The organism is Lapillicoccus sp. (assembly GCF_046595215.1).
Classification (GTDB): Bacteria; Actinomycetota; Actinomycetes; order Actinomycetales; family Dermatophilaceae; genus Lapillicoccus.
Window position 1 is genome coordinate 1 of the sequence record NZ_JBKJPP010000025.1, and the last position, 20,076, is coordinate 20,076.

General features: G+C 70.3%; 21 protein-coding genes and 1 tRNA gene. 9 read left to right on the top strand and 13 right to left on the bottom strand.

Annotation, left to right across the window (positions count from 1 at the left end; translation table 11 throughout):
* Nucleotides 1-212: hypothetical protein (locus ACLL9L_RS02485; protein WP_411283066.1), on the top strand; the 212-nt coding region annotated here is incomplete at its 5' end.
* Nucleotides 203-637 carry a PIN domain nuclease gene (locus ACLL9L_RS02490; protein ID WP_411283067.1) on the top strand — a complete coding sequence of 145 codons (435 nt, stop codon included), beginning with the start codon at nucleotides 203-205 and terminating at the stop codon, nucleotides 635-637. The genes ACLL9L_RS02485 and ACLL9L_RS02490, both read left to right, overlap by 10 nt.
* A gap of 175 nt (nucleotides 638-812) precedes the next feature.
* Here the strand turns inward: ACLL9L_RS02490 and ACLL9L_RS02495 are convergent, their stop codons facing one another.
* Both ACLL9L_RS02495 and ACLL9L_RS02500 read right to left on the bottom strand, forming a co-directional pair.
* Nucleotides 813-1,517: an alpha/beta fold hydrolase gene (locus ACLL9L_RS02495; RefSeq protein WP_411283068.1), complete on the bottom strand. Its 705-nt coding sequence runs from the start codon at nucleotides 1,515-1,517 to the stop codon at nucleotides 813-815.
* A 104-nt stretch (nucleotides 1,518-1,621) separates the two neighbouring features.
* Nucleotides 1,622-2,509 carry a DMT family transporter gene (locus ACLL9L_RS02500; RefSeq protein ID WP_411283069.1) on the bottom strand — a complete coding sequence of 296 codons (888 nt, stop codon included), beginning with the start codon at nucleotides 2,507-2,509 and terminating at the stop codon, nucleotides 1,622-1,624.
* Nucleotides 2,510-2,715: 206 nt separating this feature from the next.
* Here ACLL9L_RS02500 and ACLL9L_RS02505 point away from each other — a divergent pair, with 206 nt between their 5' ends.
* From ACLL9L_RS02505 to ACLL9L_RS02530, 6 genes are all read left to right on the top strand, one after another.
* Nucleotides 2,716-3,684 carry a polysaccharide deacetylase family protein gene (locus ACLL9L_RS02505; protein WP_411283070.1) on the top strand — a complete coding sequence of 323 codons (969 nt, stop codon included), beginning with the start codon at nucleotides 2,716-2,718 and terminating at the stop codon, nucleotides 3,682-3,684.
* A 137-nt stretch (nucleotides 3,685-3,821) separates the two neighbouring features.
* Complete coding sequence (locus ACLL9L_RS02510) at nucleotides 3,822-4,388, top strand: CAP domain-containing protein (RefSeq protein WP_411283071.1); 567 nt, start codon at nucleotides 3,822-3,824, stop codon at nucleotides 4,386-4,388.
* A gap of 203 nt (nucleotides 4,389-4,591) precedes the next feature.
* On the top strand, nucleotides 4,592-5,320 hold the full coding sequence (locus ACLL9L_RS02515) for an amino acid ABC transporter ATP-binding protein (protein ID WP_411283094.1): 729 nt from the start codon (nucleotides 4,592-4,594) through the stop codon (nucleotides 5,318-5,320).
* Between the two features lie 58 nt (nucleotides 5,321-5,378).
* Nucleotides 5,379-6,230, top strand: a complete 852-nt coding sequence (locus ACLL9L_RS02520) for a glutamate ABC transporter substrate-binding protein (RefSeq protein WP_411283072.1) — start codon at nucleotides 5,379-5,381, stop codon at nucleotides 6,228-6,230.
* Nucleotides 6,231-6,373: 143 nt separating this feature from the next.
* On the top strand, nucleotides 6,374-7,039 hold the full coding sequence (locus ACLL9L_RS02525; protein WP_411283073.1) for an amino acid ABC transporter permease: 666 nt from the start codon (nucleotides 6,374-6,376) through the stop codon (nucleotides 7,037-7,039).
* Nucleotides 7,036-7,959, top strand: a complete 924-nt coding sequence (locus ACLL9L_RS02530) for an amino acid ABC transporter permease (RefSeq protein ID WP_411283074.1) — start codon at nucleotides 7,036-7,038, stop codon at nucleotides 7,957-7,959. Before ACLL9L_RS02525 ends, ACLL9L_RS02530 begins: the two co-directional genes overlap by 4 nt.
* Nucleotides 7,960-8,035: 76 nt before the next feature.
* Here the strand turns inward: ACLL9L_RS02530 and ACLL9L_RS02535 are convergent.
* The 11 genes from ACLL9L_RS02535 to ACLL9L_RS02585 all read right to left on the bottom strand — a co-directional run bounded on the left by ACLL9L_RS02535 (nucleotide 8,036) and on the right by ACLL9L_RS02585 (nucleotide 19,644).
* Nucleotides 8,036-8,111: transfer RNA gene (locus tag ACLL9L_RS02535), tRNA-Asn, on the bottom strand.
* Between the two features lie 184 nt (nucleotides 8,112-8,295).
* Nucleotides 8,296-8,859, bottom strand: coding sequence for a hypothetical protein (locus tag ACLL9L_RS02540; RefSeq protein ID WP_411283075.1), 564 nt, complete (start codon nucleotides 8,857-8,859; stop codon nucleotides 8,296-8,298).
* Complete coding sequence (dnaG, locus tag ACLL9L_RS02545) at nucleotides 8,859-10,805, bottom strand: DNA primase (RefSeq protein ID WP_411283076.1); 1,947 nt, start codon at nucleotides 10,803-10,805, stop codon at nucleotides 8,859-8,861. Before dnaG ends, ACLL9L_RS02540 begins: the two co-directional genes overlap by 1 nt.
* A gap of 152 nt (nucleotides 10,806-10,957) precedes the next feature.
* On the bottom strand, nucleotides 10,958-12,190 hold the full coding sequence (locus ACLL9L_RS02550) for a deoxyguanosinetriphosphate triphosphohydrolase (protein ID WP_411283077.1): 1,233 nt from the start codon (nucleotides 12,188-12,190) through the stop codon (nucleotides 10,958-10,960).
* Between the two features lie 103 nt (nucleotides 12,191-12,293).
* Nucleotides 12,294-12,794 (bottom strand): DUF3806 domain-containing protein, encoded by a 501-nt coding sequence (locus ACLL9L_RS02555; RefSeq protein WP_411283078.1) that lies wholly within the window; start codon nucleotides 12,792-12,794, stop codon nucleotides 12,294-12,296.
* A gap of 37 nt (nucleotides 12,795-12,831) precedes the next feature.
* Nucleotides 12,832-13,272: a hypothetical protein gene (locus ACLL9L_RS02560; RefSeq protein WP_411283079.1), complete on the bottom strand. Its 441-nt coding sequence runs from the start codon at nucleotides 13,270-13,272 to the stop codon at nucleotides 12,832-12,834.
* A 50-nt stretch (nucleotides 13,273-13,322) separates the two neighbouring features.
* A complete protein-coding gene (locus ACLL9L_RS02565) occupies nucleotides 13,323-15,404 on the bottom strand; it encodes a CARDB domain-containing protein (protein ID WP_411283080.1) in 2,082 nt (693 codons plus the stop codon).
* A gap of 125 nt (nucleotides 15,405-15,529) precedes the next feature.
* Nucleotides 15,530-16,192 (bottom strand): YdeI/OmpD-associated family protein, encoded by a 663-nt coding sequence (locus ACLL9L_RS02570; protein WP_411283081.1) that lies wholly within the window; start codon nucleotides 16,190-16,192, stop codon nucleotides 15,530-15,532.
* Between the two features lies 1 nt (nucleotide 16,193).
* A complete protein-coding gene (dusB, locus tag ACLL9L_RS02575) occupies nucleotides 16,194-17,474 on the bottom strand; it encodes a tRNA dihydrouridine synthase DusB (protein ID WP_411283082.1) in 1,281 nt (426 codons plus the stop codon).
* Complete coding sequence (locus ACLL9L_RS02580; RefSeq protein ID WP_411283083.1) at nucleotides 17,471-18,226, bottom strand: alpha/beta fold hydrolase; 756 nt, start codon at nucleotides 18,224-18,226, stop codon at nucleotides 17,471-17,473. Before ACLL9L_RS02580 ends, dusB begins: the two co-directional genes overlap by 4 nt.
* Before the next feature lie 8 nt (nucleotides 18,227-18,234).
* Complete coding sequence (locus ACLL9L_RS02585) at nucleotides 18,235-19,644, bottom strand: glycine--tRNA ligase (protein ID WP_411283084.1); 1,410 nt, start codon at nucleotides 19,642-19,644, stop codon at nucleotides 18,235-18,237.
* Between the two features lie 102 nt (nucleotides 19,645-19,746).
* Between ACLL9L_RS02585 and ACLL9L_RS02590 the strand changes: the two genes are divergently transcribed.
* Entirely contained in the window at nucleotides 19,747-20,034 is a 288-nt protein-coding gene (locus ACLL9L_RS02590) for a DUF6703 family protein (protein ID WP_411283085.1), read from the top strand.
* Nucleotides 20,035-20,076: the final 42 nt, after the last annotated feature.

Consider the following 20,076-nt stretch of genomic DNA (forward strand, 5'->3'; position numbering starts at 1 on the left):
GCGTTGTCGCCGTCGGCGAGCCCTCGATGCGGATGGAGGGGCTGTACCCGAGGCCTCCCACGGTGCCGGGCTGGACGTGGTGGCCCGCAGGGTGGTCTGTCCGCGAGCAGCACCGGATCGGCGAAAAGTTAAGGTGCGCCGACCTGACCCTGTTTGCTGAGACCTTTGTCGACCTCGGGAATGCCGAAGTCATGAAGGGCGCATGGGAGTGACCGACTGGCTTGTTGACACCTCCGCGCTGGCCCGGCTTGGCGGGACCCCGGACGCCGCCACCTGGGCCGAGCGGATAAATCGGGGCCTGGTCCGCATCGCCACCGTCACCCGCCTTGAAGTCGGCTACTCGGCCAGATCCGGCCTCGACCTGCGCGCCGCCACCCAGCGCCCACCGCTTGCGTCGATGCCGGTCGCATACCAGACGCCCGCGATCGAAGACCGCGCCGTGGAGGTGCAGCACCTGCTCGCCGACCACGGCCGACACCGAGCGCCCTCGGTGCCCGACCTCATCGTCGCCGCCACCGCCGAACTGGCTGGCCTCACCGTCTTGCACCTGGACCAGGATTTCGACCTCATCGCAGAGATCACCGGACAACCGACCGAACGCCTGAACCATCGCCTGGGCATAGCCCCCGCGGAGTGAGCCGCCCACGAGCCGAGATGGCGTCTCGCCTCGCGACAGCTGAGGTTGTCGGCATGGATGGCTTCTCGCCCCCAAGCTGAGTAAGCACCAAGATTCACGGCGAAGATCCCCTTTCGAGTTCGCCGGATGTCATCTCGCGGCATCCACGAGACCGCGCTCGCTCAGCGTCCCGCAGTCACTCCCCGGCCGCTGGCGTCGTTCCCCCGGACGCCGCGAACGCCGCGCGGGTCATCACGTCCCTGACCGCCTCGACGACCACCTCGGGGTGGGTCAACGGGAGCATGTGCGCGGCCCCGTCGACGGTGGTCAGGTCTGTCCGCGCAGCGTGGGCGAGGCGGGCGGACCACCCGGCCGCCGCGATCACGTCCTGCTCACCCCTCACCACGGCGACAGGGATCGCCAACCTTGCCACCGCATGGTCGGTGCGATACCAACGAAACGTGTTCATCCCCCGAAGCATCGTGGGGAACCCCGTCTCCCGGTACTGGGGAATGAGCAGGGGGATCTGCCAGAGTCGTTCCTGCACAGCCGTCCTCACCCACTGTCGGAGCATCCTTGGCCACGTGGCCGCTCGGGGGTCGGTGACGGGGCCGAGCATGACCAGCCCGGTCACGACGGTTGATCGGGCCGCTGCCTCGACGATGACCGGGCATCCGGCCGAGTGGCCGACGAGGACGACGTTCGTGGTTCCGAGGCGAGCGAGCTCGATGAGGAGCCGGGCCGCCTGCCGGCCGATCTGCACGTCCGTTCCGGCAGGAGCCGGTCGACCCAGGGCGGGTAGGGAGACGACCGCAGCGGGTGCGGTCAGGCGCTCCAGCACCCTCGACCAGCTGCGGTCGTCAAGCCCCAGCCCCGGCACGATGACCACCGACGGGGGCATCAGCCCACCCGATCTCGACGACCCGACGTCACTCACCATTTCTCGTTCTCTCGCGGAGCCCGGACAGTAACAGTCCCGGTCCGGGCCGTCCGACGACACGCGGCTCAGATCGCCCCCTGAGGGGAGACGCCCCCGCCGGCGGTGGCCAACCGGATGGTCCCGGCCACGATCGCGACCAGGCACCCCAGATAGGCCAGCAGGGCAGGCGCAGAGGCGGGCACCGCCTCGCGCAGCAGGACGGCGCCCAGCACCACGGCGACGACGGGCGCAGCGGACTCGTTGGCGGGATAGCTCGCCCGCAGCGGTCCGACCTGGAACGACACCTGGGTGAGGATGACGGCCACTGCCCCGGTGACCACGAGGCCAGCCAGGGGCACCCACCCGTCGGGGTGCAGCAGGGCTTCGGCGCCCCCCGCTGCCCAGGTCGAGGACGTCGCATCGAGCAGGACACCGACCAGCCCGAACCACCCACCCGCCACCGCCCCGTATGCCGCCGCACGCAGCGTCGGGGAGCCGCGGGTCACCAGCCCGCAGACCCCTCCCCCGACGACGAGCACGAAGATCGTCGCCAGGGCGATGGGTCGGGCGCCCGGTGGGCGCCCGACGCCGGGGTCGCCGAGGATGAGGTAGAAGACGCCCAGCCCGCCGATGATGGCAAGGCAGGCGAGGTAGTCCCCTCGCCTCGGTCTGGGCCCGCCGAGTGCGTGGCCCGCCACCAGGGAGGCCGGAACGGCAAGGACGAGCAGCGGCTGGACGAGCACCACCGGCCCGGTCAGGAGCGCCAACAGCTGCAGCGCGAAGCCGACCCCGTCCCCGGCGACCGAGAGCAGCCACCGCGGATCGCGCACCAGTCGCAGCAGACCCCGGGCGTCGGCGCGTTGCGCCCCGGTGTGGACCACCGAGTGCTGGACCGCTGAGTGCTGGACCGCCGTGGCCGCACCATAGGCCGCGGCCGAGAGCAGACCGGACGGAATGGCAACGGCCAGCATCATGGACGCCACGCTATCCCGGGCTTCCCACGTGACGGGCCCCGGAGGTTGACTGGCAGAAGCCCGCGTCGCGAGGTCGTCGCGGCCCGAGGTCACTATCCTCGAGAGGGCGCGTCGCAGGACCAGGACGCCAGTTCCGACATGATGACGAGGTCGATGTGAAGATGCCACCGCGAGACCGAACCGCGTGGCTCGGCAGGAGGAACGGCGTGGCCCTCGTCGCCGCGGCGGGTGTGCTGGTCATGACCGTCGGTGCCTGCACCTCGGTCGACCCACCACCCACCGGGGCGCAGGCCGCCTCCGCCGCGCCAACAGTGAGCGCCACCGGGGAGAGGACCACGACCGCCACCGGCACGACGACCCCCGGCGCCACCGCGACCGGGACGACGACCCCCGGCGCCACCGCGACAGCTTCGCCGACCGGCACAGCGTCACCGTCGAGCCCCACCCCCGGCACCGCGCCCTCGACGACCCCGGTCCCGCCGGCCCCGGCCTCCGCCTGTCCCGCCCCGAGCCCCACCGTCATCACCCAGGCCCCCGGCCCTGGCCGGACGGTGGCGCTGACCTTCGACGACGGCGCCAGCGCCGACATGCTCGCCATCGCCCAGGTCCTGCGCGCGCAGTCGGTGCGGGCCGCGACGTTCTTCGACACCGGGGCCAAGGATGCGCAGAGCCCGCAGGCCGTCACCGACGTCTCGGCCATGGGGTTCCTCATCGGCAACCACACCTGGGACCACCAGTACCCCAAGGCCGTCCGGGGAGGGTGGTCCCTCCCCTACCTCAGCGACCAGATCAGCCGGACCGCCGCCCAGACCCTGCGCCTGACCGGCGCCGGGGAGTGCTTCTTCAGGCCGCCGGGCGGAGTCCAGGACAACGTGTTGGCGGCCGCCGCCGCCCAGGGCATGTCCGTCGTCATGTGGTCGGTCGACACCTCCGACTGGCAGTCACCACCTCGCCTCGATCCCGCCTTCCAGCAACGGATCATCACCCGCGCCACGACGCTCCCGGCCGCCGGCGCGGACCACCCCATCGTGCTCATGCACTCCGCCAAGGCCTCCCACGAGCCTGAACAGCAGGTGTCGTCGTTCCGGGGCAACACGGTCGCTGCCCTTCCGTCGATCATCGCGTGGTATCGCTCCCACGGTTATCAGTTCGTCGACGTCGCCGGCCGTTCCTGAGCGGGCAGGGGTCGGGTCAACCGTTCGGCTCCACCTCCCGTCGTTCGGCCAGACCGGGCCCGTGCCCCTTGTCGGCCCGACGCCCGTCGTCCAGCATCGAAGCAGGACACACCCGGCCCCGTGACGAAGGACCCCCAATGCCCCGACGAGCCTTCACCCGAGCCGCGGCCGCCCTGGCGATCAGCATGACAGCCGGGATCGTCCTGGCCGCCAGCCCGCTGCTGGGCACGTCTGCGGCCGCGAGCTCGGCGCCCGTCCCGAAGCTGCGCGTCGTCGCCGGCGCGTCCGCCGTCCGCTACACCCCTCCCCGGCCCACCCCTGCCCCGACCTCGAACACCACCGTGTATGCCGCTCGCCTCGTGGAGCTGACGAACCAGGCCCGGGCGCAACGGGGGCTGCCCGCTCTCGCTGCGGCCACCTGTGCCAGCGCCGTCGCGAGCACCTGGTCAGCAAGCATGGCGCGCAACGGTCAGCTCGTCCACCAGTCCATGTCCAACATCACCGGCGCCTGTCCGGGCTGGCGGTCCGTCGGCGAGAACATCGCCATGGGCAACGTCCCGGCCGACCAGATCTTCACGATGTGGATGAACTCGACCGGCCACGCGGCAAACATCCTCAACGCGGGATACACCCAGGTGACCATCGCGGTCGCGCAGGACTCGCGGGGCGTCTTCTGGGTCACGCAGGACTTCGTCCAGCGCTGAGGCATCAGGTAGGGAAACTCCTGCGGCGGGTGGCGCGGACCGCGAGACCTGCCGCCCGGCATACGGCTGCCGTGCTCACAATTCGGTGACCGTCTGGGTAAATGCTGGGACTCGGCCGTGCCGCCCGATAGGTTGCCATCATGAGCCACGCACTCCAGGACGGGTCCCGCGACGGGTCGCCGACGGCGGCCAAGAGCCAGCCGATGGTCGAGATCACGGGTGTCAACAAGCACTACGGCGACCTGCATGTGCTGCAGGACATTGACCTCACCGTGAACAAGGGTGAGGTCGTCGTCGTCCTCGGCCCGTCCGGCTCGGGCAAGTCCACGCTGTGCCGCACCATCAACCGGCTGGAGACCTTCGAGACCGGCTCGATCAGCATCGACGGCCAGCCGCTCCCCGAGGAGGGCAAGGCGCTCGCGCAGCTGCGCGCCGACGTCGGCATGGTGTTCCAGAGCTTCAACCTCTTCGCGCACAAGACCATCCTCGAGAACGTCACCCTCGGGCCGATCAAGGTGCGCAAGCAGAGTAAGGCCGAGGCCGACAAACGGGCCGCCGAGCTGCTCGAGCGGGTCGGCATCGCCCACCAGGCCGAGAAGTACCCCGCCCAGCTCTCCGGCGGCCAGCAGCAGCGCGTCGCGATCGCCCGCTCCCTGGCGATGGACCCCAAGGTCATGCTGTTCGACGAGCCGACCTCGGCGCTCGACCCGGAGATGATCAACGAGGTCCTCGACGTCATGGTCGGCCTGGCCAAGTCCGGGATGACCATGATCGTCGTGACCCACGAGATGGGCTTCGCCCGCAAGGCGGCCGACCGGGTCGTCTTCATGTCGGACGGTCAGATCGTCGAGGCCGCGACCCCGCAGACCTTCTTCACCAACCCCACGTCGGATCGCGCCAAGGACTTCCTCGGCAAGATCCTCACCCACTGAGCTTTCCGCTCCACGGGGGTGCCGGACGGGCGCCCTCGCCCAACCAGGAGGAATCACCATGAAGTTCGGTCCAATCAGCGCGGTCGCCGTGGCAGCAGTGACGGCCGTCGGCCTCGCCGCCTGTGGCAGCGGCACCCCGGGAGGCACCTCGGGAGGCGGCGCCGGCGCCGGCGCGACGAGTGCCTCCGGCGAGACGGTGAAGGTCGGCATCAAGTTCGACCAGCCGGGTCTTGGCCTCAAGCAGGGCTCGGACTACACCGGCTTCGACGTCGACGTCGCCAACTACATCGCCAAGGAGCTGGGCTACACGCCCCAGTTCGTCGAGGCGATCTCCGCCCAGCGCGAGACGCTGATCAAGTCCGGACAGGTCAAGTACATCGTCGGGACCTACTCGATCACCGACAAGCGCAAGGTCGACGTCGACTTCGCGGGCCCGTACTTCATCGCCGGCCAGGACCTCCTCGTGCGCGCGGACGACACGGCGATCACGGGCAAGGACGCCCTCAACGGCAAGAAGCTCTGCTCGGTCAAGGGCTCCACGTCGGCAGCCAACATCAAGAAGGACGTCCCCGGCGTCAACCTCCAGGAGTACGGCACCTACACGCTGTGCGTGGACGCCCTGAAGGCGGGCAGCGTCGACGCCCTGACGACCGACAACACGATCCTTGCCGGCTACGCCGCGCAGGACGCCAACAAGGGCAAGCTCAAGGTCGTCGGCAAGACCTTCTCGACGGAGAACTACGGCGTCGGCCTCAAGAAGGGCGACAAGGACATGTGCACCAAAGTCACCGCAGCCCTGGCGAAGTTCGTCAGCTCGGGCGAGTGGCAGAAGTCGGTGGACAAGAACCTCGGGCCAGCGAACTTCAAGCCGGGCGAGGGCAACCCGCCCAAGGCTGCGGCCTGCGCCTGACCAACGACGGCCGGTATGCCGGGTGCGCACGCGGGCACCCGGCATACCTCCACTCGCTGAACCACTGCTTGCCGACCCACTGCATACTGACCCACTGCCGAGCGGCGGTCACGCGCCCGCACACCTGAGGAGGGACCCACCACATGGGTGAGTTGTTCGCCGAGTACAACATCCTCGCCGCGTTCGGGATGACGATCCTCCTGACGTTCTTCGCGGCGATCGGCTCGCTGGTCCTCGGGACGATCATCGCGATCATGCGCGTCTCCCCCGTCGCCCTGTTCCAGAAGGCCGGCGCCTTCTATGTCAACACGGTCCGCAACACGCCGCTGACGCTCATCATCATCGCCTGCAACATCGTCCTCATCGTCAACCTGGGGTTCAGCTTCAGTGAGGACTTCGCCCGCGACAACATCATCTGGTCGATCATCGGCCTGTCGGTCTACCACGCGGCCTTCGTGTGCGAGGCGCTGCGCAGCGGGGTCAACACCGTGCCGCAGGGCCAGGCCGAGGCGGCCCGCTCGATCGGTCTCACCTTCGGGCAGAGCCTGACCGGGGTACTGCTCCCGCAGGCGTTCCGCGGCGCCATCACCCCCCTCGGCAACACGCTCATCGCCCTGACGAAGAACACGACGGTCGCCACGGCGATCGGTGTCGCGGAGGTCAGCGGCCTGATGAAGGAGATGCAGGACGCGCGATCCGACCTCATCCTGCCGATCTTCCTCGTCGTCGCGATCGGCTTCGTCATCCTCACGCTCCCCGTGGGGCTGCTGACGACCTACCTCTCCAACCGGCTGGCGGTGAAGCGATGAGCACCACGGTCCTCTTCGACGCCCCCGGTCCGAAAGCCCGCGCGCGGCACCGCATCACCGCCGTGGTCGGCGGTCTCGTCCTGGCTGCGATCCTCGCCTTCGCCCTCTACAAGCTGGGCGAGAAGGGCAACCTGGCCGCAGACAAGTGGACCCCGTTCCTCACCGGCTCGATGTGGGTGGACTACCTCATCCCCGGCCTCATCAACACCCTCAAGGCCGCGGCCATCTCGATCGTCCTCGCCGGGATCTTCGGGGTCATCTTCGGGATGGGACGGCTCTCCCACACCAGAGCCATCCGGTGGGTCGCCACCATCGTCGTCGAGTTCTTCCGCTCCGTCCCCGTCCTGGTCATGATGATCGCGGCCTTCAGCTTCTTCTCCTTCAACAACATCTTCCAGAGCGAGATCAACCCGCTGGCTGCGGTGATCACCGGACTGACCCTCTACAACGGCTCCGTCGTCGCCGAGCTGCTGCGCGCGGGCGTCGGCAGCCTCCCGAAGGGACAGTCCGAGGCCGGGCTCTCGATCGGGCTCACACCCTTGCAGACGCTGCGCTCGATCGAGCTCCCGCAGGCGATCACGGCCATGCTGCCGGCCCTCGTCGGCCAGCTCGTCGTCGTCCTCAAGGACACGGCGCTCGGCCAGATCATCACCTATCCCGAGCTGCTCAACAACTACCAGCGGATCGGGTCCAACTGGTCCAACATCGTGCCGGCGATGCTCGTGATCGCCGCGATCTTCATCGCCATCAACTACGCGTTGACGACGCTCGCCGGTCGGGTCGAGAGCCGCCTGCGGTCCAAGGGCCGGGCGACCATCGGGCGCGGCGGTGCCGGTCCCGGCGCGGTCGGACTCGTCGACGCGGGCGCCGTCGACGAGGCCCGCCACCACGCGGACGAGGAGAGCCTGCGCGGCCACTGAGCGGTTGCCCCCGTCAGGGCGCGTCGACCTTGTTCTGGGCCGCTGGCGATGACGCCGCTCTCACAGCCTGCTGGTGTGGCTCCCCCGGTTGGACTCGAACCAACAACCTGCCGATTAACAGTCGGCTGCTCTGCCAATTGAGCTACAGGGGAATGGTGCGCGGGAAACACTAGCAAAGGTTGTGCCGCCGGGTGAAAACGGTCCGGCCCCGTCCCTCGGAACCCCCACGTCTTGCGGCTGGCGCCCGCTCTGTGGGGTCATCGCCACCAGATTCGCGGTTGCTGCCGCAAGACGTCGGGGCCACAGGACTGCGTCTGGCACCTGGTGTGATCGGCGTCAGGCGGACGGGGGCACCGAGGGTGGGGGTGGCGAGAGGGACGGCATACCGACCTGTTCGCGCAGCCAATCCAACGCGACCGCCGAGGCCTGCTCCACCTCCTCGTCGGCGCGCACCCCTCGCCCAAGGACGACCTGCTCGAGGAGGTGGCCGGTGGCAAGGTCCTGCCGGATGACGGCTCTCCCCGTCCGTCGGCCGCTCAGCGGCAGCTCCTCCGAGAGGACCACGCTGGCCTGGACCCGCTCACGCAGGGTCCGCAGGAAGAGCTGCTCGTCTCCTAACCGCCACTGTCCCGGCCGACCCCGGTCCACCCAGGTCACGGTCAGGAGGTCGCTCTCGCGGGTCCACGAGCCGTGGTCGATCTCGTGCCAGGGGCGCTGCCAGACCAGGTTGCCCTCGGGGCTCACGTGAGCGAGCGAGTGGTTCGTCGCGACGAGCCAGGCGGTGCCGTCGAGGTCGGCCGCGCCGTTGAGCAGGGTCTCACCGCGGCCCAGCACGACGGCGTCCGCCACCGGCCTGGGCAGTCCGTCGCCGCGCCGGAGTCCCGTGAGTGACAGGCGCATCAGTCCTCCTCCAGAGCCTGCATCGCGACGAGCGCCCGTTGCAGCTCCTGCAGCTGCACGCCAAGCTCGCGCTGTCGAGCCGGGTCCGGGGTGCCCGCTGTGTCGAGACGTCGCAGCTGGCTGAGGGCGTCGGAGATGCGGCGCTTCAATGTCATCTCGCGCAGTCGCAGCGAGAGCGAGGTGACATAGCGGCGGCTCGGTTGCCCAGTGGTCTTGTCCATCATCACCGGCAGTGCGCCGACGGCCAGCTCGGAGATCAGCGGCCGGACGGCGCTCGGAGCGGCCTCGACCACGGCGTCCGCCCACGCCGCCGTGGACAGGGCCGGCTGCAGGCCCCCGGCGAGCACAATGCCGTCGAATACTGCCCGGTGGGCCGGGGCGCTGAACGCCGTCCCGTCGAGGGCGCCCAGGTCGGCCGGGTCGACGAGCCCGGGGAACTGCAGGACGACCTGGAGCATCTGGCGCTCGAGCAGGACCACGGGGTCGCGCAGGTCGGGACGCGGCATCGTGTCGGCCAGCTCGGCCGCGCTCGGCTCGAGGGAGGACTCCGACGGCTCCGTATGCCGGTGCTCACCTCGCGGGTCCCCGGCACCGGTCCTGGCGCCCGCCTTGCCGGCGCGCCTGACCTCGACGCCCACCTGCTCCACCTCGACGCCCAACCACCCCGCGAGCATCCGGGCATACTCGGGCCGCAGCGACTGGTCGCGGATCGTCGCGACGATCGGGGCGGCGGCACGCATCGCCTGGATCCGGCCCTCGCCGGTGTCGAGGTCGAAACGCCCGATCGTCGTCCTCACGGCGAACTCGAACATCGGCACGGCGTCCTCGACGAGCGCGCGGACGGCGAGGTCACCCTCGGCCTGCCGCAGCTCGCACGGGTCCTTGCCGGAGGCCTCCACGGCGACGAAGGACTGGGAGGCCCAGCGCTGGTCCTCACCGAAGGCCCGCATCGCGGCCTTCTGCCCGGCGGCGTCGCCGTCGAAGGTGAAGATGACTTTCGAGGGGGCGAGGTCGGCCTCGTCGCGCATGATCCGGCGCAGCGTCTTGATGTGCTCGACCCCGAAGGACGTGCCACACGTGGCGATCGCCGTCTCGACGCCGGCGAGGTGGCAGGCCATGACGTCGGTGTAGCCCTCGACGATGACCGCGGTCCGGTCCCGGCTGATGGCCTTCTTCGCGGCGTCCAGGCCGTAGAGCACGGTCGACTTCTTGTAGATCACCGTCTCCGAGGTGTTGAGGTACTTCGCCTCGATCCGGTCGTCGTCAAAGAGCCGGCGCGCCCCGAACCCCACGCAGTCGCCGGTGATGTCGCGGATCGGCCAGACGAGCCGGCCCCGGAAGCGGTCGTAGAGCCCTCGGCTCCCCCGCCCTGACAGGCCTCCCGCGACCACCTCGTCATCGGTGAACCCCTTGGCGCGCAGGTGCCGGGTCAGCTCCTCACCGCCGCGCGGCGCGAAGCCGACGCCGAAGAGCTTGGCGGTGTGTCCGTCGAAGCCGCGCTGGCGCATGAAGTCGCGCCCGGCCCGAGCGGCGGGCAGCGAGGTGTCGATGAGCTGGGACGCATAGAACTCCTGCGCCACGCGGTGCGCCTCGACCAGCCGGGACCGCTTGCCCAGGCCCTCCTCGCGCGGTCTCGACCCGCCATCCTCGTAAGTGAGCTCGAACCCGAGCTTTTGCGCGAGCCGCTCGACGCTCTCGGCAAAGCTCAGGTGCTCGACCTTCTGGACGAACGAGATCACGTCGCCGCCCTCGCCGCAGCCGTAGCAGTGGTAGTACCCGTTGACCGGGTTGATGTTGAAGGACGGGCTCTTCTCGTCGTGGAACGGGCACAGGCCGACGAGGCTGCTGCCGGAGCGGCGCAGGGTCACGTGCTCACGCACGACGTCCTCGATGGACGACCGCTCCTTAACGGCGGTCACGTCATCCGCCCTGATCCGACCCGCCACGAATGCCTCCTCGCTCCGCCAGCGAGTCTAGGTCGTCGCGACGGTGCTCGCCCCGCCGCATCCCCCATCCCCCGCTTTCCCGGTGGAGGTATATCCGAGCCGTCTAGCGCTCGGATATACCTCCACCGAAGGAAGTCGCCGGAGGTCCGCCGTCAGGACTCCCACAGCCGGCTCAACGTGGTGGCCCGGCCGTCGGTCAGCGACGCCACCTGGTCGACGATGACCCGCAGCCGCCCGGCGTCGTCCGAGGCGTCCGCGAAGTCGGCCTGCAGGTCCGGGTCGAGCCGGCCCGGGTCCGCGAGGTAGCACCCGACGAGGTGGTCGACGATGTCGCGCTGGCCGCCCATCACGGCCACCCGCTCGTCGGCGAACATCACGAAGTGCGCGGCGACGGCCTTGAGCACTGAGCACTCCGCGCGGATCTCGTCTGGGACGACGAGGTTGGCGACATACCGCGTCAACGGCCCGGCGCCGTGCCTGGCCCGGGTCGCCTGCTCGACGCCGAGGACGAAGCGCCCGACGAGCCGGCTCGTCATGTCCTTGAGCGCGGCCAGGTCGGCCCGCGTCCCTGCGTATGCCGTGGGGATCGTCCCCGTCGCCAGCAGCCGCTCGAGCGCGGCCTCGAGCACGTCGGTGCCCAGGTCGGGCGCGTAGCTCTCACGGGCGATCTCGTAGACCGCGGTCATGTCGCCGGCTGTGTGCAGCGCCCGGGGGTCGATCCGGAACGAGGCGATGGCGTCCTCGACGTCGTGGACGGAGTAGGCGACGTCGTCGGACCAGTCCATCACCTCCGCCTCGAGGCACCGGTCCCCCGCTGACGCACCCTGCCGGAACCACTCGAAGACCGGCAGATCCGCGGCATACACGCCGAACTTCCGTGTGGGAGTGGGCGACTCGCCACGGACCCAGGGATACTTCGACGAGGCGTCGAGGCTGGCCCGGGTGAGGTTGAGACCGGCCGGGCGCCCGTCGGGATGGAAGCGTTTGGCGTCGAGGCGGGTGAGGATCCGCAGCGTCTGGGCGTTGCCCTCGAACCCCCCAATGTCGCGGGCGATGGCGTCGAGCGCGACCTCCCCGTTGTGACCGTAGGGCGGGTGCCCGAGGTCGTGGGCGAGGCAGGCGGTGTCGACGACGTCGGCGTTGCAGCCGAGGGCGGCGCCGAACTCCCGCCCGATCTGGGCCACCTCAAGCGAGTGGGTCAGCCGGTTGCGGGTGAAGTCGTCGCTCCCCGGCTGGACGACCTGGGTCTTCGCGGAGAGGCGCCGAAGCGACGCCGAGTGGATCAGCCGGGCCCGGTCGCGCGCGAAGTCGTCCCGGTCGGCCCGCTTGTGGGCGGGGTCCTCCCGGACCCAGCGCTCACGGTCGCGCTCCGCGTAGGTGCCCACGACGAGGACTGTATGCCGTGCCGCCGGCGCCTCCTCTCCCCGGTGGGGTGAACCGAGTGCCGCAGGGCGCGGCGTCACCGCCAAGCGCGAAGGGGGCGGGTGCTCAGCGGCCGGCCCGGACCCGGACGAGGTGTGCCACGACCCCGGGGATCCAGCCGCGCTCCTGGTTCAGCCAGCGCGCCGCGACGAGGTTGGACGGCACGACCACGAACTCGTCACGACCTCCGGCGAGCGCCAGGTCGGTGCCGAACGCGTCCGTGACGAGCGCCCAGGACAGGTCGGTGTGCCGCGACAGGTGCTCGCCGATCCCGATGGCGAACCGCTCGACGATGGCCTCATGGCCTTCTCGACCGCTTGTCGAGGCATCCCGCCACTGCGTCAGTGCCACGTCGAAGGCGGCTCCGAGCGCGGCGAGGTCGTCCACGTCGACGCCGGCCGCCTCGAGCGCCGAGCGACCCCGGGCGATCCGTTGCTGCTCCTCGACGCCCAACCGCCTGATGACCGGCCGTAGCGGCGGCTCGGCGCCCTCGGACGCAGTGACATCCGCGGTCTCCACCGACGCACGCTCCGGGGGTCCGCTGTCCTTGCGGGTGAACCAGGCCACGTCCGCCAGCCTAGACGGTCGGTGCAGGACGGTCGGATCAGGAGGGGCCCGTGACGAGGGACACGGTCGTGTTGCCCTTGCACTGATCGATGGCCCGGATCGCCCATCGGCCCTTGACCCCGTTGCCGCTGAAGTTCGACTCGGCGTCGCCGGCTTCGACCTCCCCCTGGGACATCGTCCAGCCACTTTCGGAGAAGGTCCGCTGCATGTCGGCGAGGGTCGCAGTGAAGTCCCTGGGCGACACCGCGGTCACGACGATCCGCGACCCGCTCCGGGCCTCGACGTTCGTCACGACGTATCCGTTCGGCAGGGCGGCCTGGGCCGGGAGCTCCTGGGGCACCCCGACCGCCTTGGCGTCCTTGGCACAGACCGTCGTCGCGGGGACCGGGGTGCGGCTCGGCCCGGCCTCGTCCGGGACCACCGCGGCCTGGGAGGCGCTACAGCCACTCAGGACGCCGAGCAGGACAACGCCACCCATGGTGACCGTCCTCCCCGGGTGGCGCTGACGCACCCTTGGCCCCGCGGGCCTCAGGAGGACACCGTGACCGAGCGCTTGTTGTCCGCCTCGTTGGACTCCCGCACCGTGTTGCCGGGGTCGCAGACCACGGTGATCGTGTGCGATCCCTTGGCCAGTGGCAGCCCGGGGAACGTCACCGTCCTGCTCTGGCCGGGGGCCAGATCCACAGGCGTCGTCGTGCCGGTGACGACGCCGTCGACGACGAGATGCATCGTGGCACCCTTCGCTGGCCCTGCTCCCGTGTTGGCCATCGTCGCCGAGGGGTAGAGCACGCTCTTCGCCTTCGACGTGCTCAAGGCGGTCGGGACGAGGTTCGGGAGGGGGTCGTTCGCGGCATACAGGGTGAGTCCGCTCTGCTGGCGGGCGATCGTGGCGTAGGCGTCGAAGTTCTGGGTGCCTCCCGGCGCGGCGCAAGCGCCGGTGCAGCCGTCCGCATAGCCCACCAGGACGCGCCCCTCCCGGTCGACGGTCGCATCCATGAAGTCCAGGAGGTTGCGGTCCTTGCCGCAGGTTGTTCCGCCGGTGCAGATCGACCCACGCTGGACCGGGTCGGTCGGCGTCGTGTCGACGGTGACCCACGTCTTGCCGCCGTCGTAGGTCGTCGAGACGTAGAGGTGCCAGTCGGCGCGGAAGGTCGTCGCGTCCTGGTAGTTGCCCGCGGTCGGCGTCCCGATGAAGGAGTAGGAGGCCCGGTCGTCGTCACCCGCGACGACCACCGGGAAGACGGTGTTGTGGATGCCTGCGGCGGCGCCGACGTTCTGGTCGTCGGTCCAGGTGACGCCCTTGTCACGGCTCACGGAGACCCGCGGCGTGCCGTCGGCCGCCTGGTAGCCCATGTAGACCGTGCCGTTGGCGCCGATCCCCACGCTGGGATCCGAGCTGCCCGCGGTGCTCGCGGGGTTCTTGCGCACCGACCACGTCGTGCCACCGTCCTCGGAGACGGCGAGCGCCTGGTTGCCGCCGCACCCCTTGTTGGGCACGTAGACGGTGCCGTCGGGAGCCACCTTGACGTGGCCGTGCAGGCCGCCGCAGTCGAGGAGGGAGTAGATCGGCACGGCTGGGCCGAAGGTCACACCGCCGTCGCGGCTGGACGCGCAGCTCGCGTCGGCGATGTCCTGGCTGCAGTAGTACACGGCATGGGGATAGCTCGAGGTCGGGAGCGGACCAACCACGCCCGACCTGGGGTAGGCGCCGCCGCCCACGGTCTGGTGGTCGACACCGGAGTTGATCCCCCCGCCCTGGCTGGGGGACCACGTGGCGCCGTCATCATCCGAGAAGCACATCAGCGAGGTCTTGCCCGCGAGCTGGCTCTCGAACACCCGCCCGGTCGTGGGGTCGGTGAAGCCGATCGGGTCCAGGCTCGTCGTGCCACCTGAGGCACAGCCGTTGGCGGCCTTGGCGGAGACGTCCGTCCAGGCGACCTTGCTCGGGCTCGCGGAGTCGTTCCACGTGGCCTTGTAGGTGTCGAAGAGCGCCTGGTAGAACGTCGATCCGCTCTTGTGGCTGTTGCCGATCGACGGCTCGCCCGCGCCATGCGCCCGGGCGAAGGGCTCCGGCGCGCCGTACTGGCTCCAGGTCGGAGGCGTCGCCGTCGACGGCGCCGGGTTCGCTGGCAGGTCGAGGAGGGCTGCCGTCGCCGTGAACGACTGACCGAGCGGGGCGTAGGGCACGACGCGCACCGTGTAGTCGCCGCTGGTCGGCGCCGTGATGAGCACCTCGGGGTCGGAGCTGGAGGCTGCCGTGGCGACCTGGTTGCCCGCGTGATCGAGGAGGTAGACATCGAAGTCCGCTGCGGCGACCGGCCATCCGACGGTGACCTTGAGCTGGTGCGAGCTCCCGTAGCCAGCGGGCGTCGAGACGTGAAGGGTGAAGTCGTCACAGAGGTTAGGGCCACAGGTCACCGGGCCCGACGTCCCCGTGACATTGGGCACGGCAAACGGGCCCCCTGTCCACTGGACGGAGCGCGAGGTGTCGGAGATGCCGCCCTCCGAGGGAGTGGCGGCGCGCGCGGTGACGACGCTTCCCACTCCCCCCAGAGCCAACAGGCTTGCGGTGACGACGGCGAGCCGGCGACGGGACGCTGATGCTGACATGCACACACTCCTTGGTCGAGACCACCCGAGGTCCGGCCGGCCTACGAGCGCGCCCGCGACACTGCGGGTTCGCCAGGACAACGAGGGTCGAGCCACGCAGGTTTACGCGCCCGGTATCACCCACGTTAGGCGGTTCGTGCTGTCGCCGCCCCTCGAGAAGCCCGTGCGAGCCACGTCGGCGGCTCGCCGTAGCGCTGGCTGGGGATCATCCGACCTGCGGCGCTGTCCCCGAGGAGCTGAGCCATCCGCTTGTCGTTCGTCGCCTGCTGCTTGGCCGAGGTGACCCAGCTGACGCAGAGCTTGCGATAGCTGGCAGTGGCCTCGTCCCAGAACGCGCTCGCCGCCGGGTCGGCCGCCAGCAGCGCCGCATACGGGGCGGGGAGGAGCAGCTCCCCGGCCTGCTCGTAGGCGTAGATGCCCTGCTTGTCGGGTCGCCGTCGGGCGTGGGCGGCGACCCCCGCCGGACGCATCCGGCCCTCGGCGGTGAGCTGTTCGACGAGCCCCAGGTTGACGGTGCTCCACGTGCTCGACGCCTTGCGTGGGGTCCACCGCTGGCGGATCGCCGCCTCGTCGATGCGTTGGACCTGCGAGTCGATCCACCCGAAGCACAGGGCTTCCGGGACGGCCTGCTCCCAGGTGAGGCCCCGGTCAGTGACGTGCTTCTTGTTCAGGCCCATCCACAGCTCGGTGGCGCTCTCGTGGTGCTCCTCGAGCCAGGCCCGGAAGTCGTCGGGGCCGTCGAAGAACAGCGCGTTGCGCTCGGGCGTTCCGCCACGCCGGGCCCCCACGTCAACCGCCGGAGACCGACAGCTCGGCCTGGGCCACCGTCGCCGCATGCGCCTCACTCAGCTCGCGCGAGTCGAGCCACCCCTCGGGGAGGATGACCCGGCGCGGGGTTCCCGCCCGCCCACGCTGCCCCTCCGCGGCCTCGCCGGGCCACGGGGCGTCGGCGTCGAGGGTGGCGAGCAGGCGGTCGAGGGCGGCCACCCCGTCGACGAGCGCCAGGTGGTGCCGCAACTGCGACCCGGCCGGGAATCCCTTGAGATACCAGGCAATGTGCTTGCGGATGTCACGGCAGGCGCGGCGCTCGTCGCCATAGAAGTCGACGAGGTATGCCGTGTGTCGGCGCAGTGTCTCGGCCACCTCCGCGAGGGTCGGCTGCACCCGCACCGGGGAGCCGGCGAAGGCCGCGGCGAGGTCGGTGAACAGCCACGGCCGACCGAGGCAGCCGCGGCCGACGACCACGCCGTCGCACCCGGTCTCGGCGACCATCCGCAGGGCGTCCTCGGCCGACCAGATGTCGCCGTTGCCGAGGACCGGCACCTCGGTGACCGTCTCCTTGAGCAGCCTGATGGCCGCCCAGTCGGCCGTGCCGGAGTAGGCCTGCGAGGCGGTGCGGGCGTGCAGGGCGACGGCCTTCACGCCTTCTGCCTGCGCGGCCAGGCCCGCGTCGAGGTAGGTCAGGTGCGTGTCGTCGATGCCCGTGCGCATCTTGACGGTCACGGGGATGTCGAAGCGCCCGGCCTCCTCGACCACCGCGCCGATGATCGAGCGGAAGAGGTCCCGCTTCCAGGGCAGGGCCGAGCCGCCACCCTTGCGGGTCACCTTGGGGACGGGGCAGCCGAAGTTGAGGTCGATGTGGTCGGTGCGGTCCTCGGTGACGAGCATCCGGGCGGCGGCCCGGGCCGTCGCCGGGTCGACGCTGTAGAGCTGGATCGAGCGGGGGTTCTCCTCCGGGTCGTGCTCGATGAGACGCATCGACTCGGGGGTGCGCTCGACCAGGGCGCGGGAGGTGATCATCTCGCTGACGTAAAGCGAGGTCGCCCCGGATGCCCCGCCGAGGGCCGAGCCGTCGTTGCCGTACTCACGGCAGAGGCGCCGGAAGGCCCGGTTGGTGATGCCGGCCATCGGGGCGAGGACGACGGGTGAGCCGATGACGTGTCGCCCGATCCGCAGCGGCGGCAGCGCCGACCCCCCCGGCAGCACGGGCGGCGAAGATTGCACGGCGCCACGCGGCTCACGCGCGTCGGAGCCGGGCATCGCGGTGGTCAACTCGGTCACAGCAGTCATGGCCCGGCCAGTGTCCCATCTGAGGCGTCCTCGACCGAACGCGCGAACGCCCCCAGCAGCTCGGCGAGCCGGACGGGCTGGTCCAGGCCGACGAGGTGGCCGGCGCCGGGGACGAGCTCGACCCTGCCGTGGGGGGCCGCCCTGGCGAATCGGTGGGCCTGGACGGCGAGCTGGTCGAACTGGCCGCCGGTTATCAGGACGGGGCAGATCACCTCGCGCAGCATGGCCGGCCGGCACCGGGACATCACCTCGCGCCAGGCCGCGGGAGTCGGGTCGAAGTAGTAGCCACCGGCGATGACCGGGTCGACGAGGTCGGGGGCATAGAGCCGTCGCAGCAACCGGTCGTTGACCCGCGTCATCGCGCCCGCCCCCGCGCGCGCCGTCAGGGAACCGACGGCGCGATATAGCGCCGCACCGAGCCCGACCGGCACCGCGGCGCTCCCGATGAGGACGAGGCCGTCGAGGCGGCGAGGGAAGCACCCGGCATACGCCATCGCGGCGTAGCCGCCGAGCGAGTGCCCGACGAGGACGACCCGACCGCCCCCGTTGCCCCGGGTCGGCTCCTCCACCGCAGCGGCAAGCGCCCCCACAGCCCGGTCGAGGGTGAAGGGCTCACCGGCCCGGGACCCGTGGCCGGGCAGGTCCGGCTGGACGAGGTCGAAGGTGTCCGCGAGCAGCGGCACCTGCGGGGCCCACTGGGTGTGCGATAGGCGGGAGCCGTGGACGAGGACGAGCCGGGTCGGGTCGCTCACCCCGTGCGTCAGCAGCCGATGAGGCGCTGTGCGAGGTAGGCCTCGACCTTGTCGAGCGCGACCCGCTCCTGCGCCATGGAGTCGCGCTCGCGGATCGTCACCGCGTGGTCCGCGAGCGTGTCGAAGTCGACGGTGATGCAGTAGGGCGTGCCGATCTCGTCCTGGCGGCGATAGCGCTTGCCGATCGCGCCCGCGTCGTCGAAGTCGACGTTCCAGTGCTTGCGCAGCGCGGTCGCGAGGTCGCGGGCCTTGGGGCTGAGGTCGGCGTTGCGCGAGAGCGGGAGCACCGCCGCCTTGACGGGGGCCAGCCGCGGGTCGAGGCGCAGGCTGACCCGCTTGTCCACGCCGCCCTTGGTGTTGGGGGCCTCGTCCTCGGTGTAGGCGTCGACGAGGAACGTCATCAGCGAGCGCGACAGACCGGCGGCGGGCTCGATGACGTAGGGCGTGTACTTCTCCCCCGTCGTCTGGTCGAAGTAGAGCAGGTCCGTGCCGGAGTGCTCCGAGTGCGTCTTGAGGTCGAAGTCCGTGCGGTTGGCGATGCCCTCGAGCTCACCCCACTCGGAGCCGGCGAACCTGAAGCGGTACTCGATGTCGACGGTCCGCTTGGAGTAGTGGGACAGCTTGTCCTTGGCGTGCTCGACGTGGCGCAGGTTCTCGGCCCTGATGCCGAGGTCGACGTACCACGCGGTTCGCGCGTCGATCCACTGCTGGTGCCACGGCTCGTCATCGCCCGGCTTGACGAAGAACTCCATCTCCATCTGCTCGAACTCGCGGGTGCGGAAGATGAAGTTGCCCGGCGTGATCTCGTTGCGGAAGGACTTGCCGATCTGGGCGATCCCGAACGGCGGCTTCTTGCGCGAGCTGTTCATGACGTTGAGGAAGTTGAGGAAGATGCCCTGGGCCGTCTCGGGGCGCAGGTAGTGCAGGCCGGACTCGTCCTCGACCACGCCCAGGTAGGTCTTGAGCAGGCCGGAGAACTGGCGCGGCTCGGTCCACTGGCCGCGGTTCCCGCAGTTGGGGCAGGCGATCTCGGACAGCGCCATGTCATCGGGATCGACGGGGTGCTCCGCCGTCTTGCTGCGCTTCTCGGCGAGACTCTCCTGCAGGTGGTCGGCGCGGAAACGCTTGTGGCACGAGAGGCACTCGATGAGCGGGTCGCTGAAGGTCGCGACGTGGCCCGACGCGACCCAGGTCTGCAGCGGCAGGATGATCGAGGAGTCGAGCCCGACGACGTCGTCACGCTGGGTGACCATCGACTTCCACCACTGCCGCTTGATGTTCTCCTTGAGCTCGACGCCGAGGGGGCCGTAGTCCCACGCCGACCTCGTGCCGCCGTAGATCTCCCCGCAGGGAAAGACGAAACCCCTGCGCTTGCAGAGGCTGACGACGGTATCGACGGTGGAGGTCTCCTTGGCCATGCTGCAAGGCTATCGGTCGGCGCCACCTCGTTTCGGCGGCCCCGGACCACGCCCCGGGTATGCCGTGCGGCCACGGTCCGTGGCCCCCGTACCCTTGGCGGCGTGAGCCTGCCCTTCCGGTCCCGTCTCGAGCACCGGACCTACCGCGTCATGGAGCGGATGAACGCCCTGCCGCGGATCGTCCCCTTCGTCGTCATCTTCCTGCTCATCGTCGTCGGCATCCTCGTCCCCCACGTCGGGTTCGTCGCGACGGGGATCGTCGCCGCGTTCGTCGGATTCCTCGTCTACTCCACCTGGCCGCGGCTGAGCATGCCGGAGAAGCTGATGCGCCTGGCGGTGCTCTTCATCGCCGTCGCCCTCACCGCGGTGCAGGCCCTCCCGCGGAGCTGACCGCCCGGCACATCGTCGCGGTGAGTTTGACGATCATTCTCA

What these genes read in the sequence shown, in the direction of transcription:
- ACLL9L_RS02490 (WP_411283067.1), top strand. Translation starts at nt 203, where the DNA reads ATGGGAGTGACCGACTGGCTTGTTGACACCTCCGCGCTGGCCCGGCTT.
- ACLL9L_RS02495 (WP_411283068.1), bottom strand. Translation starts at nt 1,517, where the DNA reads ATGCCCCCGTCGGTGGTCATCGTGCCGGGGCTGGGGCTTGACGACCGC.
- ACLL9L_RS02500 (WP_411283069.1), bottom strand. Translation starts at nt 2,509, where the DNA reads ATGATGCTGGCCGTTGCCATTCCGTCCGGTCTGCTCTCGGCCGCGGCC.
- ACLL9L_RS02510 (WP_411283071.1), top strand. Translation starts at nt 3,822, where the DNA reads ATGCCCCGACGAGCCTTCACCCGAGCCGCGGCCGCCCTGGCGATCAGC.
- ACLL9L_RS02515 (WP_411283094.1), top strand. Translation starts at nt 4,592, where the DNA reads ATGGTCGAGATCACGGGTGTCAACAAGCACTACGGCGACCTGCATGTG.
- ACLL9L_RS02520 (WP_411283072.1), top strand. Translation starts at nt 5,379, where the DNA reads ATGAAGTTCGGTCCAATCAGCGCGGTCGCCGTGGCAGCAGTGACGGCC.
- ACLL9L_RS02525 (WP_411283073.1), top strand. Translation starts at nt 6,374, where the DNA reads ATGGGTGAGTTGTTCGCCGAGTACAACATCCTCGCCGCGTTCGGGATG.
- ACLL9L_RS02530 (WP_411283074.1), top strand. Translation starts at nt 7,036, where the DNA reads ATGAGCACCACGGTCCTCTTCGACGCCCCCGGTCCGAAAGCCCGCGCG.
- ACLL9L_RS02540 (WP_411283075.1), bottom strand. Translation starts at nt 8,859, where the DNA reads ATGCGCCTGTCACTCACGGGACTCCGGCGCGGCGACGGACTGCCCAGG.
- ACLL9L_RS02560 (WP_411283079.1), bottom strand. Translation starts at nt 13,272, where the DNA reads ATGGGTGGCGTTGTCCTGCTCGGCGTCCTGAGTGGCTGTAGCGCCTCC.
- ACLL9L_RS02565 (WP_411283080.1), bottom strand. Translation starts at nt 15,404, where the DNA reads ATGTCAGCATCAGCGTCCCGTCGCCGGCTCGCCGTCGTCACCGCAAGC.
- dusB (WP_411283082.1), bottom strand. Translation starts at nt 17,474, where the DNA reads ATGACTGCTGTGACCGAGTTGACCACCGCGATGCCCGGCTCCGACGCG.
- ACLL9L_RS02585 (WP_411283084.1), bottom strand. Translation starts at nt 19,644, where the DNA reads ATGGCCAAGGAGACCTCCACCGTCGATACCGTCGTCAGCCTCTGCAAG.